Origin of the sequence: Streptacidiphilus alkalitolerans, from assembly GCF_042511045.1 — a bacterium.
GTDB lineage: Bacteria > Actinomycetota > Actinomycetes > Streptomycetales > Streptomycetaceae > Streptacidiphilus > Streptacidiphilus alkalitolerans.
Map to the genome: position 1 here is coordinate 162,980 of NZ_JBHEZX010000004.1, position 22,587 is coordinate 185,566.

The following is a 22,587-nucleotide window of genomic DNA, read 5'->3' on the forward strand; positions in this document are numbered from 1 at the left end:
GCTGCTTGCTGGGGCGGGGGGCGGTCGGGTGGGGGTCGCAGAGGTGGGTGCCGGGCGGGCGGGCGGTGCTCGGGCGGGTGCCGGGCGGGCGGGGGCCGGTCATCGGCGGGCCTCGACCAGGCGGGGGAGGTCGCGGGCGGCCTCGATCAGGAACCAGGACGGCAGCACCGGGTTGCCGTCGGGCCCGTCCGCGATCACGGTCTGGGCCACCTCGACCGAGATCTCGGCGAGCTGCACCAGCAGCGACTTGGCCCGGTAGGCGGTCTGCCGGACGCCGGCCGAGGCGTGCTCCTTGCTGGTCGGGAGCTCCTTGACCAGACGGCCCCGGAAGGCGTCGGCGAGGTAGTAGAGCAGGTCGCGGTCCTCGACCCGCTTCGGCCAGGAGGCGTCGCCCTTGAGGATCGCCTCCAGGCCGAAGGAGTGCCGGACGATCTTCGCGTAGCCGCAGAAGGAGACGGCGTGGGCGGGCGTCAGCATGCCGTGGGCGAGCACCTTGAGGGTGTCCTCGTCCAGGGTCGGGCCGAAGGAGTGCAACGCGTCGGAGAGCATGTGCCAGGCGCGGGGCGTGGAGAACGGCTCCTCGGTCTTCGGCGGGGCGGACCAGAGGTGGTCCGGCCGGTCGACCAGGTAGTCGGTGATCCAGGGGTGGATGCCATGGCCGGCCGCCCAGGTCATCCAGTCACTGGTGCTGGCCCGCAGGTGGATGTGGGCAAGCCGGTTGACCAGCGCGGATGCCATCGGGCGGGCCAGCGCGCCATCGGTGGCGCGGTTGCCGGCGCCGATCACGATGCTGCCCGGCGGCAGCTCGTAGGAGCCGATCCGGCGGTCCAGGATCAGCGAGTAGAAGGCCTTCTGGACGTCGGGCGTGGCGGCGTTGAGCTCGTCCAGGAAGAGGCAGTACGGCTCGTCGCGGGCGATCGACTCGGGCGGGCAGAAGCGGGAGCGGCCCTCGGGGGTGATCTGCGGGACCCCGATCAGGTCCTCGGGAGCGAGCTGGGTGCCGATCAGGCTGACGCAGTGCAGGCCGAGCGAGTCGGCGAACTGCCGGACCAGGGAGGACTTGCCGATGCCGGGAGCGCCCCAGAGGAAGACCGGACGGACCGTCGCCAGGCCGAGCAGCAGCTCGGGGACCTGGGCGGGCGACACGGTGACATTTCCCTGCACAGGACTCCTTCGGCATTCGACATTCGACAAGGGCAGTTGGGGGAGACCTCAGTGTCCAGGGGCCGGGGGAGGGGGCGCACCTGGTTTTCGGGGGCGCCGGTGCTGCCACGGGCGGGGCGGGAACGCCACGGGTACGGGCAGGCACGCCACGGGCGCGGGGCGCGGGCGGCACGCCACGGGAGCCGCAGCGCCGGTCAATGCGGACATATAAGACATAAGGCAGCTTATTGTCGAACCGGGTCGTCGGACCGGCGCCCCGAGCGACAGAACTGAGAGGCGGCCGACTTCCGTGGTGGACTGGCTCACCGACCACATCTTCAAGCCCTACCCGGAACTGCTGATCTTCCTGACAGTGGCCGTCGGCTTCCTGGTCGGCAGACTGCACTGGCGGGCCATCGGCCTCGGCGCCGTCACCGGCTGCCTCATCGCCGGGCTCTTCGCCGGCTGGGCCACCAATGTGTCCGTCAACGGCACGGTCAAGTCGGTCTTCTTCATCATGTTCCTGTTCGCCCTCGGCTATAAGGTCGGCCCGCAGTTCTTCCGCGGACTGAAGAAGGACGGGCTGCCGCAGGCCGCGGTCGCCCTGGTGGTCTGTGTCACCGGGCTCCTGGTCTGCTACGGCTTCGCCGAGATGCTTGGCTACGGCACCGGCCTGGGCGCGGGGCTGCTCGGCGGCGCGCTCACCCAGTCCGCGGTCATCGGCGTCGCCCAGGACGCCATCGGCAACCTGCCGGGCCTGACGCCCCATGAGATCAGCGCCCAGCAGAACCTGGTCCCGGTCGCCTACGCCGTCACCTATCCGCTGGGCACCATCCTCTGCGCCATCCTGCTGGCCAACATCGCGCCCCGGCTGCTCAAGAGCGACCTCAAGCGGGACAGCGCCGCCCTGGCCAAGGAACTCGACGTCCCCAGCGGCAACCCCGACCTCGGCGAGGGCTACTACGAGGTGGTGCTGCGGGCCTTCACCGTCACCGTCCCCGGCATCGTCGGCCGCACCATCGAGGACTTCGAGCAGCAGCAGAAGCAGCTGGGTCGGCGGATCTACCTCACCCGGATCCGCCGCGACGGCGTCATCCTGGACCACGACCAGCAGACCGTGATCGCGGACGGGGACGTCCTCGCGGTCAGCGCGCTGCGGCAGGACCTGGTCTCCTTCGACCCGGTCGGCCACATCGGCCCCGAGTCGGACGACGTCCAACTGCTCGGCTACCAGACCGAGACGCTGCACGTGGTCGTGTCCGAGAAGGAGCAGATCGGACGGACCGTCGCCCAGCTGCGGGCCGAGCCGCTGATGGTCGGCGTCTTCATCGAGAAGATCTACCGCTCCGGCAGCGAGTTCCCGTACCGGCTGAACTCCACCATCGACCGGGGCGACACGCTGGTGCTCACCGGACCGAAGCGGCTGGTCGACCCGGCCGGGCAGGCCATCGGCAAGCCCGTGCCGACCAGCTTCGCCACCGACATGATCTGGGTCGGCCTCGGCATCTTCCTCGGCGGCTGCATCGGCATCCCCGCGCTCACCGCGGGCGGGGTGCCGATCAGCCTGTCCACCTCCGGCGGCGCCCTGATCATGGGCCTGGTGTTCGGCTGGATCCGCGGTCGCTACCCCACGTACGGCAACGTCCCGCCGGGGGCGCAGTGGTTCATGGACACGCTCGGGCTGTGCATGTTCGTCGCGATCGTCGGCATCAACGCCGGGCCCGGGTTCAGCAGCGGCCTGGCGACGGCCGGCTGGAGCCTGCTGCTGTGGGGCGCGGTCGCCACGGTGATCCCGCTGATCGTCGGACTGCTGTTCGGGCACTACGTGCTGAAGATCCGCACCCCGATCCTGATGGGCGTGGTCGCGGGGTCGCAGACCACGACGGCGGCGATCGGCGCGATCGGCGAGGCGGCGGAGTCGCAGGTGCCGACCCTCGGCTACACCATCCCGTACGCCGTCGGGAACGTGCTGCTCACCATCTGGGGCGCGATCATCGTCGCTCTCCTCGCCTGACCCTCTGGCCCGTCCGCCGTTCTGCCCTCTGTTTTGCCTGTCGCTTCGCTGACCTGACACACCGTTGGAGATTCCTGTGCCCAAGACCACCGTGACCCGCGCGGAGATGCACCGCCTCTCCCAGCTCAGCCCGTTCGAGCTCAAGGGCGAGTTCATCGCCCTCGCCGAGAAGTACCAGGCCGGACAGCCCGCGCAGAAGGGCCGCAGCACCAAGGCCATGCTCAACGCCGGTCGCGGCAACCCCAACTGGGTCGCCACCGGGCCGCGCGAGGCGTACTTCGCGCTCGGCGCGTTCGCCCTCACCGAGAGCCGCCGGGTCTGGACCGCCGACAACCTCGGCGGCATGCCCGAGCTGCACGGCAGCGCCGCGCGCTTCGACGCCTACGCCGCCTCGCACCCCGAGCTGCCCGGGATCGCCCTGCTCAGGGACTGCGTGGAGCTGGCCACCACCCGCTTCGGCTTCGACCGCGACGCCTGGGTGCACGAGCTGACCGACGGCATCATCGGCGACAACTACCCGGTGCCGGACCGGATGCTGGTGCACGGCGAGCAGATCGTCCGCGGCTACCTGCAGGAGGAGCTGATGGACTCCCGGCCGCCCGCCGGGGCCGAGCTCGACCTGTTCGCGACCGAGGGCGGCACCGCCGCCATGTGCTACATCTTCGACTCGCTGATGAAGAACGGGGTGCTGAAAAAGGGCGACCGGATCGCCCTGATGGTGCCGGTGTTCACCCCCTACATCGAGATCCCGGAACTCGACACCTACGAGTTCGACGTGGTGCGGGTGGAAGCGTCCAACTTCAGCGAGACCGGCGTCCGCGAGTGGCGCTACCCGGAGGAGGAGGTCGCCAAGCTGGCCGACCCGTCCGTCCGGCTGGTCTGCCTGGTCAACCCCAGCAACCCGCCGTCGCTGGCGCTCTCGGCCCGGGTGACCGCGCAGATCAAGAGCATCGTCGAGACCACCAACCCCGGGCTGCTGATCGTCACCGACGACGTCTACGGCACCTTCGTCGACGGGTTCCGCACCATCGCCGCCGAACTGCCCCGCAACACCGTGCTGGTGTACTCCTACTCCAAGCACTACGGCTGCACCGGGCACCGGCTCGGCGTGATCGGCCTGAACCGGGACAACGTCATCGACCAGCAGATCGCGGCGCTGCCCGAGGCCGAGCGGGACCGGCTGCGCAAGCGCTACGGGACGCTCACGCTGGAGCCCGACAGCATCCGCTTCATCGACCGGTTGGTCGCCGACTCGCGCCAGGTCGCGCTGAACCACACCGCCGGGCTGAGCCTGCCGCAGCAGGTGCAGATGATGCTGTTCTCGCTGTTCGCGCTGCTGCCGGAGGGCAAGGAGTACAAGGCCAAGGTGCAGTCCGTGGTCCGGCAGCGGCTCGACCTGCTGCTGGAGGGATCCGGGATGAGGATCGCCGACGACCCGCAGCGGGCCGGCTACTACATCGAGCTGGACCTGCTGGCCGAGGCCGAGCGGGTCGGCGGCAAGGCGTTTGCCGACTACCTGCTGGCGACCTACGAGCCGGTGGAGCCGCTGTTCCGGCTGGCCGAGCAGACCGGCGTGGTGCTGCTCAACGGCGGCGGATTCGACGGGCCCGAGTGGTCGGTCAGGGTGTCGCTGGCAAACCTGGACGACCTGGACTATCTGAAGATCGGCCACCACCTGAAGGAGATCTTCGCGGACTACCAGGAGGAGTGGCGGGTCTCGGTCTCCGGCTGACGGAGCGTCGGGCGGATGGAGTACCTGCCCGATGGGGCGCAGGGGTTGGCGGTCAGCCCCTGCGCCGCCAGACGAACGCCGCCGACACCGGGACGTTGCGGTGCTTCTCCCAGCGGGGCTTCAGCGCGACCCAGCTGTCGTCGACCAGACCCTCGCGCATCTCCACCAGCTCCCAGCCCGCCTGCAGCCCGGCCGTGATGTTCTCGCTGATCAGGTGCACATGGGTGCTGATGGCAATGTGCTCGCCCCCGGCGCTTGTGAAGTGCGTGGGCATCCCGGTGGCCAGGATGAACTGCGGGTGGAACGACACCTGCACGTAGAGCGCGCCGGGCGCGGCCAGCCGGGCCGCCTCCCGGTACAGCGGCAGCAGGTCGGGCAGGTGCTCGTCCACCAGGGACGACACCAGCAGGTCGTAGCTGCCGGCAGCGAGACCGGTGTCCCGGATGTCCCCGGTGACCAGGCGGTCGTGCACACCCTTGGCACGCGCCACGGCGAGCATCTCCGGGGTGAGGTCCACCCCGTCGATCGCCGGGACACCTCGGCTGCGCAGCCAGGCGCCGGTGCGCCCGGTCCCGCAGCCGAGGTCGACGGCCCGCTGGACGGCGTGCCAGGTGGGGACGGTCAACGCGTCCAGCAGAGCGAGGTCCATGATGTCCTCGACGGTCTGCTCATAGGTCTCCACCCACTGGCCGTAGCCGGTGGTCACGTCCACCATCGGGTAGTTGCGCCGGTCCACGTCCGCGAAGTTCACCATGCCGGTGATTCTGCGCGGACGAGAGCGGGCGGCGCGACGGGTTTTCCGCGGGTGCGGGGCGAGCGGTCAGGGCGGGCGCCCGGCGGGGCTGGGTTGGTCGGGGACGGGCCCGGGCCGGGGCCGGGGGTCTGGTCTGTCCCGGGCAGGCGCTGCGCGTGGCACTGGCCGGGGCTGGTGCGGTGCTGTCAGTCCGTGAGGCGGATCGGCATCAGCAGCGAGAAGCGGTTCTGGTCCTCGCCCTCGGGGAGGCGGACGGCCAGCGGGGCGACCGGGCCGCCCAACTCCAGCACCAGCCGGTCCCGGGCCGAGGCGGCGAGGGCGTCGAGCAGGAACTCGCGGTTCACGGCGATGCGGTCGCCTGGGTTGGTGGGGTCAGCGGAGTCGCTGCCCGTGTCGTCGGCGTGACAGCTGTCGGCGTCCCCGACCACGGTCAGCGCGCCGTCGGGGGTCAGCGCCAGGAGCGAGATGTCGACATCCGCGCTGTCCGGGCCGCGCCGGGTGGGGCCGGTGGTCAGCAGCTCGCGCAGCGCGACCACGTCCACCGCGACCCGTCGGCCGGCCGGGAGCCGGGTGAGCCTGCGGTAGTCCGGGAAGTCATGGTCCAGGCAGGCTCCGGCGGCCCGGCTGCCGGCGACGTCGAGGGTGATGCTGCCGTCGCTGTCCAGGGTCAGCACGGCCTCGCCCTCGGCTGTCAGCAGCGCACGCATCGCGTCGACCAGGGCGGCGGGGACGATGACCTGCTGCGCGGTGCCGGGTGCGGTCTCGGCCTGCAGTTGGGCCACGGCCAGCCGGTAGCGGTCGGTGGCGACCAGACGCAGGGCCTGTTCCGCGCCGTCGATGTCGATGTGGACCCCGCCGAGCATGGGGAGGTCCGGGTCGCCGCTTACCGCGAAGCGGACCGTGTCCAGGGCGGCAGCCAGATCGGGAGCGGCGAAGGTCAGCCGCAGGGGCGTGCTGCCCTGTGCGGTGTCGGTGGTGTCTGTGCCTGTGGCGTTCATGGGGTGCTCCCTCAGCGCGAGTAGTTCTCGGACCGTGGAGAGTTCGCGGCGCGCGTCGTCGAGCCCGTCCTCCAGGCGCAGCAGATGTGCGTCCAGCAGCGTGCTGACCAGCGCGGTGTCCTGGCTGGACCACCCGGCCAGGACCAGCCGGATGTCCGCAAGCGGCATGTTGACCCGGCGCAGCCTGGCCAGCAGCCGGGCCTCCTGCCGCTGACCCGGCCCGTACCAGCGGTAGCCGGTGTCCGGGTCGACCCACGCGGGGACGAGGACGCCGGCCCCGTCGTAGAACCTCAGGGCGCTGATCGTCAGCCCGCTGTCGCGAGCCATCTCGCCGATGCCGTACATCTCGCTCATCACCCGCACCACGTGCTCTCCACGTCATGGACTCTCGGGCCTCGACCAGGTCGAGGGTCAAGCGGGACTGCGTTTCGGCTGGTCAGCATGGGTGGGCGTGGGTTCGAGTGGGTGCCGGGTGGGTGGATCGCTCGTCGGCGGGCGAGGGGCCGGGACGTCAGCGGGTCGGTGTCAGGCCGAGGCCGGAGCCTATGGCCGGGGCCCGGCGGATGATCACGGAGCCGCGCGGGGCGGTCAGCCGCAGCCAGGCCGGATGCCGGTGCAGGGCCACCGTCTCGGACTGCCGGAGCAGGCCGACCAGGTGGGCGGCGTGCAGGGCGCGCATGGTCAGTCCGCTGGGGTGCACCTGACGGGACCAGATCGCCTCGGCCAGACCGTCGGGGTCGGTGCTCTCCTGCCGGAACTCCGTCACCGCCGCCTGGACCGCCGCGTTCAGCCGACCCGTGGCCAGGTCGGCGACGAACTCCCAGGACGTACGCGGGGGCAGCAGCCCGGCCCAGGCCGGGCCGGTGATCGGCGCGGGCAGTGTCAGCGTCCCGGCCGCGGTCGTGGTCGTGGTCGTGGCATCGGTCCCGAGGCTGGTCCCTTGCCTCGCCCCGGGGACGGTCACCGTCGGGACTGGGGCTGGGGCCTCGACCCCAGCCTTGCTCGCCGCTTCGGTCTCGTCGATGCCGTCCAGGAGCAGGCCCGCCGACACGGTCAGATCCAGTCCGTCCGCCTCCTGCGGCAGCAGCGCCACCGTACGGATCACCAGCGGGCCGCTCTCGCCCAGCGGCAGCCGGGCGAACACGGCCAGCGCGCCGTTCGCCGTCTGCAGCCGCACCGCGGCGGCCTTGTCGTACCGCAGCAGCCTCACCAGGAACGCGCCGAGGTCGGCGGATTCCCTGGGGTCGGCGAGGTGCAGCGCGGTCATCGTGGTCACGCAGCCACCGTGGCGGGTTCCAGGTAGTCGGCCAGGAACGCGCGCTCGCCGGCGGTCAGCCGACGCGGACGGGCCGCTGCCAGGTCGTAGGGAACCACGATCGTGGAGGCCCGGACGTAGACGATGTCCGGGTCCTTGATCTCGTAGGCGACGGTGAAGGAGGCGTTGGCGAGACGGGTCAGCCAGGTCTCGATGGTGATCGGTTCGGGCCGGTAGACGAGCGGCCGGAGGTAGTCGATCTCGTGGCGGGCTACGACGGAGCCCTCGGAGAACGCCTTCTCTCCGGCCTCACCGGCGTTGGTGAAGGTGAAGTCGATCCGTGCCTCTTCGAGGTAGCGCAGAAAGACCACGTTGTTGACGTGTCCGAACGCGTCCATGTCGGACCACCGCAGCGGACAGGCGTATATGTGGCGAGGCACGGGGAGTCTCCAGAGTCCGAGGACCGGGGCGGGCTTGCGGGGAATTCGAGCAGGGGGTCAAGCAGGGGATCCTGCTCCCAAGCCTGCCCCGGCGGTATTGCGGGCAGGTGTCGCGCTGGTCAGCCGCGAGTGAGCTTCTTGTACGTCGCGCGGTGGGGACGGGCCGCGTCGGCGCCGAGACGCTCGATCTTGTTCTTCTCGTAGGATTCGAAGTTGCCCTCGAACCAGTACCACTTGGAGTCACCCTCGTAGGCGAGGATGTGCGTGGTGACCCGGTCCAGGAACCACCGGTCGTGGGAGATGACCACGGCGCAGCCGGGGAACTCCAGCAGCGCGTTCTCCAGCGAGCCGAGGGTCTCGACGTCCAGGTCGTTGGTGGGCTCGTCGAGGAGCAGCAGGTTGCCGCCCTCCTTGAGCGTCAGCGCCAGGTTGAGGCGGTTGCGCTCACCGCCGGAGAGGATCCCGGCGGGCTTCTGCTGGTCCGGGCCCTTGAAGCCGAAGGCCGAGACATAGGCGCGGGACGGCATCTCGACCTGGCCGACGTTGATGTAGTCCAGCTCGTCGGAGACGACGGCCCACAGCGTCTTCTTGGGGTCGATGTTGGCGCGGCTCTGGTCGACGTACGACACCTTGACCGTGTCGCCGATGCGGACCGTGCCGGAGTCGGGCTTCTCCTGGTCGAGCAGCATCTTGAACAGGGTGGTCTTGCCGGCGCCGTTCGGGCCGATGACGCCGACGATGCCGTTGCGGGGCAGGGTGAAGCTGAGGTCGTCGATCAGCAGCTTGTCGCCGAAGGACTTGGAGAGGTTGGTGACCTCGACCACGATGTTGCCGAGACGCGGGCCCGGCGGGATCTGGATCTCCTCGAAGTCCAGCTTCCGCATCTTGTCCGCCTCGGCGGCCATCTCCTCGTACCGGGCGAGCCGGGCCTTGGACTTGACCTGGCGGCCCTTGGCGTTGGAGCGGACCCACTCGAGCTCTTCACGCAGGCGCTTGGCGCGCTTCGCGTCCTTCTGTCCCTCGACCTTGAGGCGGGTGGCCTTGGTGTCCAGGTAGGTGGAGTAGTTGCCCTCGTAGGCCAGGGCGCGACCGCGGTCGAGCTCCAGGATCCACTGGGCCACGTTGTCCAGGAAGTACCGGTCGTGGGTGACGGCTACGACGGTGCCGGCGTACTTGGCGAGGTGCTGCTCCAGCCAGTTGACCGACTCGGCGTCCAGGTGGTTGGTGGGCTCGTCCAGCAGCAGCAGGTCGGGGGCTTCCAGCAGCAGCTTGCACAGGGCGACGCGGCGCTTCTCACCACCGGAGAGGGTGGTCACCGGCCAGTCGCCGGGAGGGCAGCCGAGGGCGTCCATGGCCTGCTCGAGCTGGGCGTCGAGGTCCCAGGCGTTGGCGTGGTCGAGCTCCTCCTGGAGATTGCCCATCTCCTCCAGCAGGGCGTCCGAGTAGTCGGTGGCCATGAGCTCGGCGATCTCGTTGAAGCGGTTGAGCTTGCCCTTGACCTCCTTGACCCCGTCCTCGACGTTCTCCAGGACCGTCTTGGTCTCGTCCAGCGGGGGCTCCTGGAGGAGCATGCCGACGGTGTAGCCGGGGGAGAGGAAGGCCTCGCCGTTGGAGGGCTGCTCAAGCCCGGCCATGATCTTCAGCACGGTGGACTTGCCCGCGCCGTTGGGGCCCACGACGCCGATCTTCGCGCCAGGCAGGAAGCTCAACGTGACGTCGTCAAGGATGACCTTGTCGCCGTGCGCCTTCCGGGTCTTGCGCATGGTGTAGATGTACTCAGCCAAGAGGAACCGTCCGGCGTCGTAGAGGGGTGTTGGTTACAGCCTTCCATTGTGCCGCACCGGGGCCCGAGGCCCGAATCCCGGTGCGGCGGAAGGTGTGAGCCGGCCGTCAGCCGCAGGTCGCCCGTGGGTCAGCCGCTGGCTCCAGGGCCGCTGCCAGCACCGGCCTCCGGCCGGGACTGCGCCCCGACCAGCACCGGGACGGGGGCGGGGGCGGAGGACATGGCGGAGGCCGGGAGGCGGTCTTGGGCCGGGGGCAAGCCCTGAGCCTGGATCGGGGCCGGAGTCGGAGCCAGACGCGAATCCGGGTTCGAGGCGGGGGCGAGGGCGGGGACCTGGGCCGGGAACGAGGTACGGACCGAAGCCGGCACCGGGACTGGGACTGGCACCGGGACTGGGACTGGCACCGGGACTGGGACCGGCACCGGGACGGGCACGGGCACCATGCCAGGAACCGGGACCACCGGCTCGACCCCCGGAATCTCGTGCCTCTCCCGTTCCCGCTCCCCGTCCCGATCCTGGTCACGATCTCTGTCCCCAGCACGACCCCGATCCCGGTCACGCTCATGTTCCCGCTCGCCCGGGGTGCCGACCGGGCGATCCGGCCCCGTCCCGTCGTCGACCGCGCGGGACGACGCCCTGGCCACCAGTTCGGGACGCCCCCGCACGGCGCGCCGGAACGCGGAGGTACCCCGGGACAGGTCGTGCCCGATGGCTGTCGCCTCGATCTCCGCCGCCACGCCCCGGGGGTTCCCCTCGCCGTTGTCCCATTCCCTGACCCGCATCCGGCCGGTCACCAGCAGCGGATCGCCACGGCCGACCGAGCTGAGGACGTTCTCCGCCAACCAGCGCCAGGACCAGACGGTGAAGAAGCTGGTGTCGCCCTCCACCCACATCTGCCGCTGCCGGTCGAACCGACGGTCGGTCGCCGCCAGCCGAAAGCTCGCCACCGGTACGCCGCCCGCCGTGGTGGCGTACCGCACCTCGGAGATCACATGGCCGACCAGCGTCACCATCGTGCCGTTCATAGCCCTGCCCCCACATCACATCCCGTTCCCCTGCGGGAACGTCCGGTCGCTCCCGGCGAGTACCGCCGGTGCCTGGTACCCAGCCTGCGGCGGTGCGGGCACGCCGGATGACGCAGAGGGGCCGCCTGTGGACAAACCCGGCCCTGTGGAAAGCTTCGCCACTCGATAGGGTGTACTTCCGGCATAGGGCCGATCCCCAGCAGCGCTGAATGCCCAGGTCAGTTGACTGTTCTCGGACATCCCCGGAACCTTGCCGAATCCATAACGGCTGAGGCAGCAGCGCCGTAACGAGTGGACAACAGCCCGCCCTCCTTGCCCCCGCACCGCTGCGCGCACGGACCCTACCTGCGATTATCAGACCGCTCCATCGGGGGGAATGTTGCGCACCACCCCTGCTGGCGCGCCCGGCACAGAGCCAGCCCGCGCTTATCCTGTCCCTCGACGGGATCCAGCCACGGCACCACCAGGCACCCTGTCCCGCCCCCATAGCTCAGCGGATAGAGCAGGTGCCTTCTAAGCACTTGGCCGCAGGTTCGAGTCCTGCTGGGGGCACAACCTATCTGGCCAGCGGGAATGACTGGGCCAGTCTGCGTCGAGTCGGGGGTTGGAAGACGGGCCGAGGGCTTCGGGCTGGGGTGTTTGTTCGGGGAGCGCTGCGGGCTGTCGGCGGGGGCGGCTTGGTCCTTGGGCATTTGGGATCTTCTGTCGGCTGGTCTGGGACTACGGACTAGAGTCTTCCCATTACTGCTGGTTGTGGGGCCAGCGGTGCGGTATGCGGGACGTTGGTGTCCCGAGGGGAGGGCCTGTACCGGATGAGTCGTCGCTCCAACGGGTTGATCGGCACCTGGGCCGAGGCGCAGCGTCAGCAGCAGCGGCAGGTGGAGGCGCAGCGTCGGGCGCAAGCGCAGCATCAGCGTGAGCAGGAGCGACAGCAGCGGGCCTACGAGCGTGACCTCGCCCGCAGTCAGCGCGAGCGGCAGGTTGCGTACCGGCAGCACAGGGACGGGGACGCCAGGCGGCGGACGGAGGAACTGGACGCGCGGGTCCAGGCCCTGACCGGTCTGTTGGCGGCCGGCTGTCGCGGGCCCGCGTTCAGGACGGCGTTGCTGGTCCGGGCGGAGCAGCTTGAGGCGTTCGCCCCCGGCCGGCTTGCCGTACCCGTGCCGATGCCGGATCCGGGGCAGTACCAGGTTCCGGTTCAGGGCGGGGGCTGGTCGCTCGGGATCGGCCGTCGGGCGCAGGCACAGGCTCAGGCGGAGCAGGAGGCGCGGGGGCGGTTCGAGCGGGACCTGCGGGCGGCCCAGACTGCGGAGGGGCAGCGGCTGCAGCAGTTGGCGGCCTACCGGCAGCAGTACGACCGGTGGGCCGAGGCCCAGTTGACGGAGATTCGGCGGCACAACGAGGGCATCGCGGGGATGGCGAGAGCGCTTCGCGGCGGGGAGCCTGACACGGTGGTGGAGTACTTCTCGGCGGCTCTGTACTCCTCTGCGGCCTGGCCTGCGGATATGCCGCGTCAGGTGACCGCCGGGTACGACTCGGCTGCTCGCCAGTTGGTGCTGAACTGGGAGCTGCCGAGGTACGACGTCGTTCCGGAGATGAAGTCCGTGCGGTATGTGCCCAGCACTGACCAGGACAAGGAGACGGCCCGTCCGACTGCGCAACGGCGGGCGCTGTATCGGGATGTGCTGGCGCAGTGCGTCCTGCTGACGCTGCGGGAGCTTTTCGCGGCGGATGAGTTCGGCGTGCTGGATTCGGTTGCGCTGAACGGATTTGTGGACGACCACGACCCGGCCACCGGCCGACGGGCCCAGGTCTTCCTGGCCACGGTGATGGCTGATCGCTCGGCCTTCGGCGGGTTGAACCTGGAGCAGGTGAACGCCGTGGACTGCCTGGTCGACGGGCTTCGGGGACAGCTGTCCACGCGTCCCGACCAACGTGCGTCGGTGCGTCCGGGGCGGGTGCCGGGTGATGTCGGGAGCGGCGTCGCCTCGCACGGGGGTGATGAGGAGCCGGATCTGTACGAGATGGATCCGATCGCGTTCGAGTCGCTCGTCGCCGATCTGTTCCGTGCCATGGGGATGCAGGCGGTGATGACACAGCGCTCGAACGACGGCGGGGTGGACGTCGACGCGATGGACCCCACGCCGATCCGAGGCGGCAGGATCGTGGTGCAGGTGAAGCGGTACCGCAACACCGTGCCTCCGACGGCGGTCCGCGACCTGTTCGGCACCGTGCAGGACGCCGGCGCCAACAAGGGCGTGCTGGTCACCACGTCCGGCTTCGGTCCCGGTTCGTACGGGTTCGCCAGTGGCAAGCCGCTGGAACTGGTGTCGGGGGGTGAACTGGTCGACCTGTTGCACAGCCATGGGCTGCGGGGGCGGTTGGGCCAGGCCGGGGGCGGGGCATCCGTGGAGCGTACGACGCCGGGGGCGGCTGAGCCGGACGCTGATCACAACGTGCTGGGGATGTCCTGGTCGGGGCGCGTCGCCCTGGATGTGTGCGCACTGGTGTGCCGCGGGGGCCGGGTACTGAGCGACGACCACTTCGTCTTCTTCAACAACCCGGGGACTCCGGACGGTTCGGTTCGCGCGGTGGCGAGTAGTTCGCCGGACAAGGCCGCGATTCGGGTGGCGTTCGACGCCTTGCCGGTGGCGGCCGACCGGCTGGTCCTGGTCGCCGCGGTTGATCCAGCGGTCAATCCGCAGGCGGATCTGTCCGGTTTCACCGACGCGACCATCAGGCTGTTGGACACCACTGGGGCTGAGCTGGACCGGCTGCCGGTCTCTGACGGACGCTCGGGTGAGACCGCTCTGGTGCTCGGATCCTTCAGGCGGCGGGGCGGCGGTGACTGGGACTTCGTCGCGGGAGGCAAGGGATACGCGAGCGGTCTTGAGGGCCTGGTGCAGGAGTACGGCATCAGCGTGTCGTAGGTGACGGAGCGTCAGGGAGTGGGCTGTGGGGCGGTGATCTGGCGGGTTTCTTCCGTCAGTTCGCTGAGGTCGTCCACCGGCACCTGGGCGCGCCAGGCGTGGCGGCCGGCGGAGGGGAGGCCCAACTGGGCGGCCTCCTCGGCGTTTCCGCTGGTGAGGGCGAGGGAGGCGAGTCCGTTGGCGTTCGCCAGGAGTTCGAAGCGGCTGCCGCGCCAGGAGGCCAGCAGTCTGCGGTAGGACAGGGCGTCGACCTGGCTGAACTCCAGTGGACGGGACATCGTCGTGCCGTCCTCGGCGATTCGGTAGACGGTGGCCTCGCCCGGGTTGGGGCCGAAGTCGGCGAGGTAGGGGGCGCCCTGGAAGGTGGCGACCGGGCCGCGGGCGATGCTGCCCGCCGGGGCGGGGGCGGCCGGGCCGGAGGGCAGGCCCAGCTGCTCGGCGGCGGGGAAGGTCTGCCAACCGGTGTAGCGGCCCGGGTAGCGGGCCAGCCCGACAGCCCAGCTGTCGGTTCCGTCCTCGTTGCTGTTCTCGGCGTTGTCCTCGGAGAGGTGCCAGAGCTCGGCGCCGACCGGGACCTCGGTCAGCTCCAGCCAGTACTCGGGGACGGCGACCGGTGCGTACTTGGTGTAGCCGGTGCCGAGGAAGGGCTCAGGCAGGACCAGGGTGGACCCGAGCCGGGCTGCGCCAGCAGTGCTTTGGCCGCCGAAGGAGGCCCGGAACAGGGCCGGCCAGTGCGCCTGGAAGCGGAGCACGAAGAGGCCGTCGCCCACTGGGAACTCGGACTCGGCGTCGGCCAGTCCGTGGTAAGCCCGGGCCTGCGCCCCCGACCGGGCGTCGATCACGTCCACCAGGCGCGAGCAGAGCCCCCAGAGCCGGGACGGCTCGAAGGTACCCGGGACGACGGTGTTGCCCAGGTACTGTTCGGCGAGCCGGCGGGTGATCGGCAGTTGGATGATGGTGCGGGGGGACAGCCCGGCGGTGGTCGGGGTGGTCATTCCGGGTGCTTTTCCTTCCAGGAGGCCAGTAGATCGAAGCGCTCCTCGGTGATGTCGGTGACTTCCTCCAGGGGGAAGTCACCCTCGTACTCGATGGCACCCATCCGGGTCAGGTAGGCGTCGGCGAAGGCTGACCCCTTGGTGCCCTGGTAGTAGCCGTTGATCTCGCCGTCGCGGACTCCGCCGCTGGAGAACAGTTCACCCTTCCAGCGGAAGGTCCAGCGGGAGGAGTACCAGGCGGTGACGTCGCGGGGGTCCACGAGGTAGAAGCCGTCGGATCGCCCAGGGTCGGGCTCCAGGCCTTCCGGCACCGGGTCGCCCTCGTCCAGGCAGATTGTGATCATCGGCGAGCGGCTGTCTCCGAAGCACCGGTAGGCATAGCCCTGGTACTCGACATGCTGGCCTGGTCGGTAGGGGCGCGCATCAGCCATCGGTCTTCGTCCACCTTGTTCCGTCGAAGTAGCCGGCCAGGGATTCCCCACCGTCCGGAGTCATTCTCCAGATCTCAGCACGTCCGAGAAATGCGGTGGGGTTGGCGTCCCACTCGGGGATTCCTCCGCCCGTGTACCCCGTTCCGGTGAAGGGATCCTGCCAGGCCCGTCCGCCGCTCGCCCCGGCCAGGTCGGCGACGTGCTGGGCGACAGCAGGATCGTCCACCGCGCCGAAGGTCGTCGAGGCCGGAAGGTTGTCCGGTGCGTGCGTACGCAACTGGTAGGCATGCGAGGCACCTTCGGGGATCGGGGTCCAGCCTGCGCCCTTGTCGTCGAGAGCGAGGGCGTCGCGAAGCTCGGAAGGGGTGGTGAGGGCGGCCGTGTCCGTGCCACGGGCGATGGAGCCGCCGAACAGGCTGGGGTCGAACTTCTTCCCGTTGGGGAGGTGGTCGGCGTTCTCCAGGTAGGACTTGGCCACGTCCGGGCCGAGGACCTTGGTGACGACCTGGCCGTCGGCGATCTTGATGCTGTTGCGGACGTCCACGACCTGCTGGATCTGCTCGTCCGTGAGGTCGTTGGTGGGGGAGGTGCGGAGCCGGTCGTGCTCGGCGCGGTCCAGGCCGCGGGCGTTCAGTTCCTGGTCGATCTGGGTGTTGAAGTCCTCGCCGTCGTGCAGGGCGTCGCGTCCGAGCTGGGGCGCCGCGGCGTCGAGGGTGGCGGGGCTGGGGCCAGCGTCCAGGGCCTGGGTGATCCGGGACGGGGACGCGCCCGGGACCGCTGCCTCGCCGGGGACGCCTGCGGACGGCTTCGGGGCGGTCACCGGATCGTCCTTGGGCATGGCGGAGCGGAAGCCCTCGGCGATGTCCTTCTCGTTGGCCGCGTGTTCGGCCAGGTTCTTGGTGCCCTTCTCCACTGCCGAGTCGACCACTCCGGCGTGCTTCTCCGCGATCTTCGGAAGGGACTTCTCCGCGTCCGTCCGCAGCGCGTGGAAGACCGCCTTCTCCTCTCCGCCCCCGGCCATCAGAAGGCCAGCCCGGCCATGCCGCTGCGCAGCACCGTCGCATGGCCGCGGAGGGTTTCCGCGTGCCCGCTCAGCACCTGGAGGTGCGCGCCGGCGGTGCCGTGGTCGATGGAGAAGCCGTCGCCCGCGTCGGCGCTGTCGGCGGAGCCGGTCTGCGACCAGTCCAGGCCGGACATGGCCTTTTCGATCTTGGCGAAGAGCGGCTTGGCGGCAGCTTCGATGACCTCGCCCATGATGTGCTGGATGATCAGCTGCTTCAGCGTCTCCAGCAGCTTCTTGCCGGTGGCGATGATCAGCGGAACGGCGGCCTCGGCCAGTCCGAGGGTGGCCACGGAGGCCGCCTGGTCGGCGACGAACGTCGCCGCCATGCCGATGAGCTCCGCCAGCGCTTCGACCTTCTGGGCGATGATGTAGTCCGCCGCGACGTCGAGCGCCTCCGCGAGGACGTGGCAGCCCTCCACCAGTTCCTGGGTGTGCTGCTCGGACATCTGGGTCCAGCCGGACTGCATCCGCCGGGTCGCCGGACCCTGGTAGGCCTGCGCGAAGTTCGCTATGGCGGTGGTGGCCTCCTGGTGCGTGCGCTCCACGGCCTGGCCGAATTGCCTGACCATGCCGGCGAAGCGGCGTACCTCGTCCTCGTTGAGGTACGGCCAGGGGACGCCGATGACGTTGAGGAAGGTCACGACCGGGCCCGGTAGGTCGTCGACAGCCAAGATTCGCCCCCCGTGTGCGCTGCGGCGCGCCTGGATGATTCTTCGTGGTCGGACATGGACCTTACCGGGCGTTGGTGCCGGTGGGTGGCACGGGGGGCGGGCGTCCGGCGGGACGGGCGTCCGGCCAGGTGGTGGGGTTACGGGTGGGAGGGGCGGGTGAGGGCTTGGTCGGTGAGGGGGGCGGCGGCGCCTGTGTAGTGGGTGGGGTCCAGGAGGGTGGTGAGTTGGGCGGGGGTGAGCAGGGCCTTGACGGCAGGCAGCTCGGACAGGACATCGGCCAGGGGGCGGGCGGTCGCGGTGGCGGTGATGGACGCCTCGGTGAGCAGGGCTTTGGCGGCTGCCTTGCCGAGGCTGGGGGCCAGGACCACGGCTACGCGTTCGGAGGTGATCTGGCTGCCTGTCAGGTCCAGGTTGGCCGCCATGCGTGCGGAGTTGACGGTGAGGCCCTCGGTGAGTTCCACGGCGGTGTGCGCGGCGCCGCCGGCCAGGCGCAGGCACTCGCGCAGGAGCAGCCACTCCGCGTGCCAGACGCCTGCGGCGCGTTCGTCCTCGGTGACCAGGCACTGGGTCAGCGCCATGGCCAGGGCTGGGACCTGCAGGGCAGCGGAGCGGATCAGGGTGGCCAGGACCGGGTTGCGCTTGTGCGGCATCGCCGAGGACGCGCCTCGGCCGGCGACGGCCGGCTCGGCGACCTCGGAGATCTCGGTACGGGCCAGCACCTGGACGTCGGCGGCGAGTTTGCCGAGGGCACCGGTGGTGTGGGCGAGGGCGGCGGCGAGGTCCGCCATCGGGGTGCGGAGGGCGTGCCAGGGGAGGAGGGGGACGGCGAGTCCGGTTTCCGCCGCGTAGGCGGCGGTCAGGGCGTTCAGGTAGGCGGTGGGGTCGGGAGAGGGAGGGGGACCGGCTGGGGTCGGGGTGTTGGTGGGGATGTCGAGGTTGGTGGGGTGAATGAGGTTGGTGGTGTTGACGGGGTCGGTGGGGGAGGCGTCGATTCGGGCGTATTCCAGGTAGCCGGCCAGGGTTCCGGCCGCGCCGCCCAGGGAGATCGGGAGGCCGCCGTCCAGCAGTCGGTCGATCCGCTCTGCCGAGTCGAGGATCAGGCTGCGCCAGCCTGCGGCCTTCAGTCCGAAGGTGGTGGGCACTGCGTGCAGGGTGAGGGTGCGGCCGGCCATCGGGGTGTCCCGGTGCGCGGCGGCTGTCACGGCCAGGGCGTGGGCGCTGCGGCGCAGGTCGGCGGTGATGAGGCGGAGGGCACGGTCCGCGACCAGCATCGCGGCGGTGTCGAAGACGTCCTGGCTGGTGGAGCCGCGGTGGACGTAGTCGGCGGCGGTGGGGTCAGCTGCGGCGACTTCCTTGGTGAGGGCTTGGACCAGGCCGACCACCGGGTTCGCCGTCTCCCGGGCGGCGTGGGCCAGGGCGACCAGGTCCAGCCGCTCGGCTTTGGCGGTACGGGTGATGACCTCGGCGGCGTGGGCGGGGAGGGTACCCAGGCGGGCCTGGGCCCGGGCCAGGGCGGCCTCGGCGTCGAGCATGGCCTGCAGCCAGGCTTCGTCGCTGACGGCGGCCTCGACGGGGGTGCCGGCCCGGACGGGGGAGAGCAGGCCGGAGTCCACGGCCCCGCCGCCGCGGGGGAGCCCGGTGCGGGCGGGGGTAGGTCCGGTGAGGGCATGGGTGGGTTCGGCGCCGGCGGGGGTGAGGCCCGTGCGGGCGGGCGCGAGTTCCGTGTGGCTGGGTGTGAGGTCGAGCGCGGGGCCGAGGGGGTCCGCGGCGTCGACGGACCCTGCCGGGGCGAGGAGCTCTGCGGGGACGTGGAGCCCTGCGGGGACGAGGAGCCCTGCGGGATCGGCGGGCCCTGGGAGGTAGGCAGGGCCTGCGGGGCTGGCGGGGCCTGAGGGATCAACAGACCCTGCGGGGGCAACGAGCAGGTCAGGGCCAAGAGGCCCTGTTGGGCTGACGGAGTCTACGAGGTTGACAGCACCCGTCAGCCCCGCAGGGGCCACGGGTGCTGTCGCTCCTGCGGGTGCCGCCACCCCTGCCATCTCCGCCGCGCCTGCCATCCCCGCCACCTCCGCCGGGCCCGCCACCGGCCCCGCCTCGGGCTGGGCCGGTGCCGTAGGCGGGGCGGGGGTGGCGGGCACGGCGGGTGTCATGCGACGGCCTCGGCCTGGGTGAAGGTGGGGTGGTGGGCGGCGTTTCGGGCGATGCGGAGGGCGGCCGGGAGGGCCGTCGGGAGGGAGCGGATGGCCTGGGCTATGGCGTCGGAGTCGACCAGGGTGACCGAGTTGACGCCGGGTCGGATGCCGGCCGCGGTGACCCAGTGGACGGCCTCGGTGGGGACGCCGTAGGCGAAGCGGCGCGGGTGGACGTGGCCCGCGTGGTCGACCACGCGGTTGGGGCGGGCGCTGACCTCGAGACCGCCGGTCTCGTAGCGCTGGCCGTCGTAGCCGGGGACGGTGAACGCGCGGCACTGGCCGGTCTCCAGCAGGTGGCGCAGCAGCGGGTCGGCGGTGCGGCGCAGGTCCGGCTCCGGCAGCCGGGCCTCGATCAGGACGTTGGCGCGCACCTGCTCGCCCGCCACCGCGTCACCGTTGACGGTGACGAACGCGCCCTTGGCCTCGTCCGGCAGGAACCGGGTGCCGGGGAGGACGACCTCCAGCACGCCGGCTTCGATCAGGGCGATCATCTCCTCGATCCTGGAGGCCGGCGGGCCGATCGAGAGGAACCCGTTGAACGGGGTGTACCAGCTCTCCAGGTGCTCGCGGTGCGAGTAGCCGTCCAGGCCGCCGTGGTCGACCGCGATCCGGATCTCGTTGCGCAGGTCGCGCATGACGTCGAGGGCGGCCTTGAGCGGGCTGTCGATGTTGCCGCCGCGGGCCTCGGCCAGGTCGTTGCGGAGGTAGTCGAGCAGCCAGCCGCGGAAGTCGGCCTGGTCGGCGAAGGTCCGGTCGCCGTAGGGGCGGCCCAGCCTGGTCCAGGTCCAGCGCTGCTCCGGCGCGATGCCGTAGGAGTGCAGCAGGTAGCGCTCGGGGGTGCCGGCCGGGGCGTACAGGTAGCGGTTGACGAACTCGGCCTTCTCGGTCTGCCGGCCCTGGGCCACCAGCAGCGCGCCGTAGTAGACGCTCTCGACCTCCTTGGCGATCAGCGGCCACAGCTCGGTGGAGAAGTCGATCCGTGCCCCCTGCTCGGCGCGGGCGCGCAGTTCGGCGATCAGTGCGGGGGTGAGCAGCCGGGGGAAGTAACGGCCGTGCGCGCCCTTCTGGTTGTCGCCGCGGGCGTGGAACGGGATGCCGCGCCGGGATCCGGCGTAGAGCTTGGGTTCGCGGCCGGACGGACGGTAGACCAGCGCCCCGTCGACCCGCTCGAAGGTGCCGCCGCGGCCGACCGTGAACAGCGCCATGTGGTCGAAGAAGTTGAGGCCGAGGCCGCGCAGCAGCACCGGCTGGCCGGGCGCGGCGGCGGACAGGTCGAGGTCGGCCGGGTTGGCCGGGGGCAGGTAGCGCAGGCCGTGCCGCCGGGCGAAGGCGGTCAGTTCGCGTTCCTGCCGGGTCGGTTCGGCGGGGACGTGGCCCTGGGCGAGCACCACGGCGTCCAACCCGGCCAGGACGGTGCCGTCGGCGAGCCGCACGGTCTGGGTGCCGGCTTCGTCGTCGTCCAGGGCGGTGGCCCGGGTCCGGTGGGCCACGACGGTGACGTGGTCGGGTGCGGTGGCGGTCAACTGCTGGTAGGCCCAGGTGAGGTAGAGGCCGTAGAAGGCGCGGGTGGGGTAGCTGTCCGGGCCGAGGTCGCGGGCCTCGGCGAGGGTTCCGTCGTCGTAGCCGGCGAAGGCCGGGTCGGGGTCGGCCTTGCTGTTCTCGGCGAGCAGCTGCCGGGCCCAGGCGTAGAGGCTGGGGCCGCCGCAGATCGGCCCTTCGATGTCGACGCTCTCGTCGGTGTAGACGGTCACCTGGGAGGCGACGGTGTTCATCAGCAGGTGGCGGGACTGGCCGGTGCGCCAGACCTGGCCGGAACCGGGCTGGGCGGGGTCGATGAGATGGACCGTGACGTGGTCGGCGGAGGGGGAGTGCCGCTCGTTGGCGCACAGGCGTTCCAGCACCGATACGCCGCGCGGTCCCGCGCCGACAATGCAGACATCGAGCTTCCGGGGCTGCAAGCTGCTGTTCAAGGGGATTCTCCACTCCGCTGGAAGAAAGGGAAAGGAGATCGGCCCGGGAATCGTCGAGCGGCGAGCGATCTCCCCTCGAATCTGCCAGTGGCCATGCGGTCGGGAAAAGACCGGCCAAGGCTCGGGAAGCGGCAGTGCGGAAATCCGCAGGATGGATTACCGGGCATTTCCGCCGGGGTCGTCGGTCCGGCCGGGGGCGGTGGACCTGACGGAGTGGACGCCGTCCTGTGGTTGCCGGCGGCGTCGGCTCGCAGGCTGATAGCGAGGCACCGGCCAGTTGTGCCGTACGGACGCGATCCTGACGGAGTGACGTATGTCCCAGACGATTCCCGGCGCAGCGCAGACGTCCGGCCCGACCCGGCGCGAGCCCTACCGGGCCATGCTCCGCGACCTCGGCGAGGTGCTCGCCGAGCTGTCCCGGAAGGCGATGGACGAGTCGGTTGCCTTACCAGCCGGCCAGCCGGGCGGACTGTCCGGCGAACTGCTCGGCGAGGCCCGGGCCGAGGGCGTCGGCATCTCCTACCTGTACGGAACCTCCGAGGTCAACCTGGCCGTCGCCGCCGCGGTGGCGGGCGCCAGGGAGGAACTGCTGACGGCCCAGCCGGGCGGCGCGCAGACGGACGGTCCGCTTGGCGGCCTGCCGCCGGGCCTGCGCGGACGGCTGCGCGAGGGGGTCGAGATGCGCACCCTCTACCAGCACACCGCGCAGTTCGACGAGCAGGCCAAGAACGACGTCCGCATGATCACCGCCTACGGGGCCAGGGTGCGGACCCTGGATGAACTGTTCGGCCCCCTGGTCATTGTCGACCGGTCCACCGCCTTTATTCCCGCGAATGACGGGAGTGCCTGTGCGGCGCGTATCACCGATCCGGCGACCGTGCGTTTTCTTGTGGATCTCTTCGAATTCTCATGGACCAGGGCAGGGCAGTTCCCCTTCATTCCACTGCGGGCCGCCGACGCGGCGCCGAGGGTGATTCCCGCTATTCGCGCGGCTATTCAGCGGCTGCTGATCGAGGGGCTTTCCGACAAGGCGATAGCCAGGCGTCTCGCCATCAGCGAGCGCTCGCTCCAGGCGCATGTGTTCCACATCAAGCAGGAACTCGGCGCGCAGAACCGGATTCAGCTGGGATATCTGCTGGGACGGGCGGCCGACGAGGCCGCGTAGCCGCTGCGCCGATCGAGCAGCACGT

General features: G+C 70.7%; 17 protein-coding genes and 1 tRNA gene. 5 read left to right on the top strand and 13 right to left on the bottom strand.

Annotated elements, in window-relative coordinates; all coding sequences use genetic code 11:
• Positions 1-99: 99 nt before the first annotated feature.
• Entirely contained in the window at positions 100-1,164 is a 1,065-nt protein-coding gene (locus ACEZDG_RS10305; RefSeq protein WP_380505891.1) for an AAA family ATPase, read from the bottom strand.
• A 289-nt stretch (positions 1,165-1,453) separates the two neighbouring features.
• On the opposite strand from ACEZDG_RS10305, the gene aspT reads away from it, so the two are divergent.
• Together aspT and ACEZDG_RS10315 are read left to right on the top strand one after the other, a co-directional pair.
• Positions 1,454-3,157, top strand: a complete 1,704-nt coding sequence (gene aspT / locus ACEZDG_RS10310) for an aspartate-alanine antiporter (protein ID WP_380505894.1) — start codon at positions 1,454-1,456, stop codon at positions 3,155-3,157.
• Between the two features lie 76 nt (positions 3,158-3,233).
• Positions 3,234-4,889, top strand: a complete 1,656-nt coding sequence (locus ACEZDG_RS10315; protein ID WP_380505897.1) for a bifunctional aspartate transaminase/aspartate 4-decarboxylase — start codon at positions 3,234-3,236, stop codon at positions 4,887-4,889.
• Between the two features lie 52 nt (positions 4,890-4,941).
• Here the strand turns inward: ACEZDG_RS10315 and ACEZDG_RS10320 are convergent, their stop codons facing one another.
• From ACEZDG_RS10320 to ACEZDG_RS10345, 6 genes are all read right to left on the bottom strand, one after another.
• Complete coding sequence (locus tag ACEZDG_RS10320) at positions 4,942-5,643, bottom strand: class I SAM-dependent DNA methyltransferase (RefSeq protein ID WP_380505900.1); 702 nt, start codon at positions 5,641-5,643, stop codon at positions 4,942-4,944.
• Positions 5,644-5,828: 185 nt separating this feature from the next.
• Complete coding sequence (locus ACEZDG_RS10325; protein ID WP_449341730.1) at positions 5,829-6,986, bottom strand: DNA polymerase III subunit beta family protein; 1,158 nt, start codon at positions 6,984-6,986, stop codon at positions 5,829-5,831.
• A gap of 166 nt (positions 6,987-7,152) precedes the next feature.
• Complete coding sequence (locus ACEZDG_RS10330) at positions 7,153-7,908, bottom strand: hypothetical protein (protein WP_380506893.1); 756 nt, start codon at positions 7,906-7,908, stop codon at positions 7,153-7,155.
• 5 nt (positions 7,909-7,913) lie between these two features.
• Positions 7,914-8,336, bottom strand: coding sequence for an acyl-CoA thioesterase (locus ACEZDG_RS10335; RefSeq protein ID WP_380505906.1), 423 nt, complete (start codon positions 8,334-8,336; stop codon positions 7,914-7,916).
• A gap of 119 nt (positions 8,337-8,455) precedes the next feature.
• On the bottom strand, positions 8,456-10,120 hold the full coding sequence (gene ettA / locus ACEZDG_RS10340) for an energy-dependent translational throttle protein EttA (RefSeq protein WP_380505909.1): 1,665 nt from the start codon (positions 10,118-10,120) through the stop codon (positions 8,456-8,458).
• A gap of 128 nt (positions 10,121-10,248) precedes the next feature.
• The gene (locus ACEZDG_RS10345) at positions 10,249-11,145 is read right to left on the bottom strand and encodes a single-stranded DNA-binding protein (protein WP_380505912.1); all 897 of its coding nucleotides are present in this window, start codon (positions 11,143-11,145) and stop codon (positions 10,249-10,251) included.
• A gap of 479 nt (positions 11,146-11,624) precedes the next feature.
• On the opposite strand from ACEZDG_RS10345, the gene ACEZDG_RS10350 reads away from it, so the two are divergent.
• Together ACEZDG_RS10350 and ACEZDG_RS10355 are read left to right on the top strand one after the other, a co-directional pair.
• Positions 11,625-11,697: transfer RNA gene (locus ACEZDG_RS10350), tRNA-Arg, on the top strand.
• Positions 11,698-11,957: 260 nt separating this feature from the next.
• The gene (locus tag ACEZDG_RS10355; RefSeq protein WP_380505914.1) at positions 11,958-14,075 is read left to right on the top strand and encodes a restriction endonuclease; all 2,118 of its coding nucleotides are present in this window, start codon (positions 11,958-11,960) and stop codon (positions 14,073-14,075) included.
• A gap of 11 nt (positions 14,076-14,086) precedes the next feature.
• On the opposite strand, the gene ACEZDG_RS10360 is transcribed toward ACEZDG_RS10355, so the two are convergent.
• The 6 genes from ACEZDG_RS10360 to ACEZDG_RS10385 form a co-directional block, all read right to left on the bottom strand.
• Positions 14,087-15,070, bottom strand: coding sequence for a hypothetical protein (locus tag ACEZDG_RS10360; RefSeq protein ID WP_380505918.1), 984 nt, complete (start codon positions 15,068-15,070; stop codon positions 14,087-14,089).
• Entirely contained in the window at positions 15,067-15,501 is a 435-nt protein-coding gene (locus tag ACEZDG_RS10365; protein WP_380505921.1) for a hypothetical protein, read from the bottom strand. The genes ACEZDG_RS10360 and ACEZDG_RS10365 overlap by 4 nt, the downstream gene beginning before the upstream one ends.
• The gene (locus ACEZDG_RS10370) at positions 15,494-16,522 is read right to left on the bottom strand and encodes a hypothetical protein (protein ID WP_380505924.1); all 1,029 of its coding nucleotides are present in this window, start codon (positions 16,520-16,522) and stop codon (positions 15,494-15,496) included. Before ACEZDG_RS10370 ends, ACEZDG_RS10365 begins: the two co-directional genes overlap by 8 nt.
• Complete coding sequence (locus ACEZDG_RS10375; protein WP_380505927.1) at positions 16,522-17,235, bottom strand: WXG100-like domain-containing protein; 714 nt, start codon at positions 17,233-17,235, stop codon at positions 16,522-16,524. The genes ACEZDG_RS10370 and ACEZDG_RS10375 overlap by 1 nt, the downstream gene beginning before the upstream one ends.
• Positions 17,236-17,372: 137 nt before the next feature.
• Positions 17,373-18,848 (bottom strand): class-II fumarase/aspartase family protein, encoded by a 1,476-nt coding sequence (locus tag ACEZDG_RS10380; protein WP_380505930.1) that lies wholly within the window; start codon positions 18,846-18,848, stop codon positions 17,373-17,375.
• Between the two features lie 533 nt (positions 18,849-19,381).
• Positions 19,382-21,385, bottom strand: coding sequence for an FAD/NAD(P)-binding protein (locus ACEZDG_RS10385; RefSeq protein ID WP_380506896.1), 2,004 nt, complete (start codon positions 21,383-21,385; stop codon positions 19,382-19,384).
• Positions 21,386-21,710: 325 nt separating this feature from the next.
• Here ACEZDG_RS10385 and ACEZDG_RS10390 point away from each other — a divergent pair, with 325 nt between their 5' ends.
• The gene (locus ACEZDG_RS10390; RefSeq protein WP_380505933.1) at positions 21,711-22,562 is read left to right on the top strand and encodes a helix-turn-helix transcriptional regulator; all 852 of its coding nucleotides are present in this window, start codon (positions 21,711-21,713) and stop codon (positions 22,560-22,562) included.
• The last annotated feature ends 25 nt before the right edge of the window (positions 22,563-22,587 follow it).